This is a genomic window from Treponema sp., from assembly GCF_045641405.1.
Taxonomy (GTDB): Bacteria; Spirochaetota; Spirochaetia; order Treponematales; family Treponemataceae; genus Treponema_D.
Genome location: NZ_JAZUGX010000045.1, coordinates 1 through 2,154, shown reverse-complemented (window position 1 = coordinate 2,154; position 2,154 = coordinate 1). Strand labels below are relative to the sequence as shown.

General features: G+C 41.4%; 1 protein-coding gene and 1 pseudogene. One reads left to right on the top strand and one right to left on the bottom strand.

All coding sequences use genetic code 11. The features are described from left to right. Positions 1-296: 296 nt before the first annotated feature. Positions 297-1,598, top strand: a pseudogene (locus tag ACKI39_RS07145) (IS5 family transposase); the annotation flags it as partial. 235 nt (positions 1,599-1,833) lie between these two features. Here ACKI39_RS07145 and ACKI39_RS07140 read toward each other — a convergent pair. Further along, the coding region (locus ACKI39_RS07140) for a hypothetical protein (RefSeq protein WP_407399059.1) at positions 1,834-2,154 on the bottom strand (321 nt) is incomplete at its 5' end.

Below are 2,154 nucleotides of genomic sequence, written 5' to 3'. Positions count from 1 at the left end.
ATTTTCCTCGTACATATTTTCTGGCTTCACCTTTGGGCCGGCATATTCATGAACACCCTGCCGTTACCGTCAGTTGCAGCAATTCCTCTCATGACCGCCTGCACATTCGTCACCAGTGCACTCACAGCCAAACTCATCTCCCTTGTTCCCGGTAGCAGGTGGCTGATCGGAGCATAAATAGTCGAACATAATTATGGGCTTATTGATTTGAGCGCCAATAAAATAAAGTGCAAATAATGTTGCATATTTCCCCCAGAATACTTATCTTTGTGTCAGAAACCTGGGAGATTTAGAACATGTTTACACGAGAAAATTCAGTTTACAACCGGTCACTTTTCTGGGATTTATCCGAAATGCTGGACCACAACCATGAACTTTACCTTTTGGCCAACAAGATTGATTGGACCATATTCAACAGCTTCGAAAAATTTTATCGGAACTTCGGGCGTCCATCGGTATCGGTAAGAAGACTAACAGGATTGCTCATACTGAAACATCTGAGAAATGTATCTGATGAAGAGATTGTCAAACAGTACAAGGAAAACGCATACTATCAGTATTTCTGCGGGGAATCTGCATTCAGTATCAAGGAGCCGTGCTCTGCAACAGAATTAGTAGAATTCAGAAAACGAATCGGTGAAGATGGAATTGAACTTATTTTAAAGGAGAGTATCCGTGTCAATGTTGAAGAGGATGATAAAAACAATCAGGGCAATGGTAAGCGAGGCAGGAAAGCTGAAAAAGATCAGACAATATTCATTGATTCTACTGTTCAAGAAAAAAATATCACATTCCCAACAGATTCCAAACTTCTAAACAAGGTCATCAAATACTGCTACAAGGTAGCAGACAAATCTGGAATCAAACTGAAACAGACATACGAGAAAGAAGTCAAGGAACTGAAGAAAGTCCAAAGATGGCGTGGTCGCAGTCACATGAAAAAGAAAGTTACAGTTGCTGACAGGCGTATGCGTACAATCGCTGGGAGATTGGTGCGTGAGATACTGCGTAAAATCAACGATGATTCAGTTTACATTGATTTGATGGATATCTGCAATAAATTCGTTAAAAATGAAAAGTATAACGGACACAAAATCTATTCAATTCATGAGCCTGACACCTTTTGTATCTGCAAGGGCAAGGACCACAAGAAATATGAGTTTGGAAACAAGGTTTCAATAGCGCGGACATATGATGGTCTGATAGTTGGGGCATTATCATTCAGAAACGAATACGATGGACATACTCTAGCCCCTCAGTTGGATCAAGTAAATCGGCTATATTCAAAAATGGTCAAATATGCTGCGTGCGATAGAGGTTATAGGGGAGTGAACGAAATAAATGGGGTAAAGATTTTGATTCCTGACACACCAAAGAAAACAGACAATCAATATCAGAAAAACAAGAAACATAGACTCTTCTGCAAGAGAGCCGGGATAGAGCCAGTAATCGGGCATTGCAAATCTGACCATCGTCTCGGCAGGAACTTCTACAAAGGTGTCTATGGGGACAAGATAAACATAATGCTTGCAGCAGCTGCCTTCAATTTTAAGAGGGCAGCAGCCGCTATTTTTTTTGGCCTTATTTTTTACATTTGCTACAACGCAAAGAATATGGCAAATCTACTGACTAATCTTTGCAGAGTGTCTACTAGGAAGGTCACTACATCACTTGTCGGGCACCTAGAATTTCGATTTCAATGATTCGGAGCAATGTTAACAACTATTGAAGGCGAAATTGACCTAGCAACACTATTAGGCCGAGAATCTGATTATCAGGTCAGGAGAACTGGGCTCATAGGAACTTGCGAAAAAGCGACTTTATGAGATTCGACTAATTAGAGAAGAAAACGGCATTTCCACCAAGGTTGTACAGGTCGCAATCGGAGAGACGACAATGCTCGGTCCCTTCAAAAAATACAGCGCCTCCGCGATAAATGCACCAATCCGAGCGTAATAACGACTCATATGGTTCCATGAATGTCCGCACTATTCCCGTGATCCCTATACGTTCTATGCTGATATGTGTTACCGGTTTCTGTAGGCTTCCCCGGAACTCAATCAGCGATTTCAGTTGCGGTGAGGTAAAGGTTGCCTTATGAATATCTTCACCTTCTAAAGGATAATAGTACAACCAGGATTCTTCTGCATCGTA